This is a genomic window from Cellulomonas algicola (genome assembly GCF_003851725.1).
Classification (GTDB): Bacteria; Actinomycetota; Actinomycetes; order Actinomycetales; family Cellulomonadaceae; genus Cellulomonas; species Cellulomonas algicola.
The window spans coordinates 1-1518 of sequence record NZ_BHYL01000503.1 but is presented as its reverse complement, the minus strand read 5'-3'; the positions used below and the strand labels follow the sequence as shown (position 1 = coordinate 1518).

Sequence of the window (1518 nt, the reverse complement as noted above, 5' to 3'; positions counted from 1 at the left end):
GCCGAGCCCTCTCGCGCGCGTCGCCACCGCCACCCTCGGCGGCGTCGTCGCCCTGGCCGTCCTCGCCGCGCACCTCCCCCCGGCCGGCCGCTCCGCGCCGCGCACCGCGCCACCCGCCGCGGTCGTCGGCCCGCCGACGACGTGGGCGCAGATCCCGCTCTACCAGGAGACCGTCACGCTGCTCCCCGACGGCACCCGCGCCGAGGTGCGCAGCGGCACCGACCCGACGTTCCTCCCCGGCTCGCGCGTGCTCGACCCTGCGGCGGCGACGCTCGCGGAGGCGTTCGGCGCGTCCTCGGCCACGGCGGCGACGTCACACGGGGTGCCGCGGGCCGACGCGGCCGCGCAGGTGCAGCGCGACTGGCTCGCGGCCGGGACGGTCCCGGGCGCGGGCGGCCCGTACGAGCCGATGGCCCGCGCCGCGCTCCTCGACCTGCGCACGCTGCTGCTCCCGGGCGGCGCCGCGGTCGCGGGGTGGTCGGAGCGCTGGCGGTACGTGTGGCCGCGCGACGCGGCGTTCGTGTCCGTGGCGCTCGCCCGCACCGGTCACGTCGAGGACGCGCTCGACGTGCTCGCGTTCCTCGACGGCGTCCAGGCCGCCGACGGCTCGTTCCAGGCGCGCTACCTGCCCGACGGCTCCGGCCCGCCCGACGACCGCGGCGTGCAGACGGACGGCACGGGCTGGGCGCTGTGGGCGGCCGGGCTCGTCGTCGCCGAGCTCGACGACCCCACCGAGCGCGCGGCGGCCGCGCACCGGCTGCACCCCCTCGTCGTCCGCTCGACGCAGCACGCGACCGCCCTGGTCGCGGGCACGGGCCTGCCGCCCGCGTCGCCCGACTACTGGGAGGTGCCCGAGCGCTCGCTGACGCTGGGCACGGTCGTGCCGCTCGTCGCGGGCCTCCAGCAGGCCGACGGGCTGCTCCGCCTGACGGGCGACGTGGCCCTCGCGGACGCCGCCGCCCGCGCGGCGACGCGCAGCCAGGTCGCGACCATCCGCGAGTTCGGCGGGTCGGGCTACGCACGGTACGCGGCGGGCGGCCACGCGGACGCGGCGACGGCGTTCCTGCTCACGCCGTTCCTGCGGGCACCCGCACCGGGCGCGCACGACGCGTGGCTCGCGTCCGTCCCCACGATGCGTCGACCGGCGAGCGGGCTCGCACCCGGCGCGGGGTGGCGGGACGACGGCGTCTCCTGGACGCCGCAGACGTCGCTCTACGCGTGGGTCGCGGCGGAGAACGGCGAGCCGGGGCTCGCGCACGGCTGGCTCGACTTCCTCGACGCGCACCGCACGACGGCCGGCTCGATCCCGGAGAAGGTGCTCGGCGACGGGTCGCCCGCCGCGGTCGCGCCGCTCGCGTGGAGCGCCGCGTGCGTGCTGCTCGCGCTCGACGCGCTCGACACCGCCGCGTCGACGACCGCCCCGCACGCGGCCCCGCTCCCCCGCTGACGACGCTCCCCGCCGACGTCGCTCGGCCCCTCGTGCACCCGGCCGCCGTCGGGCAGGAACGCGCGCGGGGC

General features: G+C 79.8%; 1 protein-coding gene. It reads left to right on the top strand.

Going from position 1 to position 1518, the window contains the following annotated elements; translation table 11 throughout:
* Positions 1-1447 (top strand): glycoside hydrolase family 15 (locus tag CTKZ_RS21135; RefSeq protein ID WP_200829883.1); only part of this gene is annotated, 1447 nt, incomplete at its 5' end.
* Positions 1448-1518: the final 71 nt, after the last annotated feature.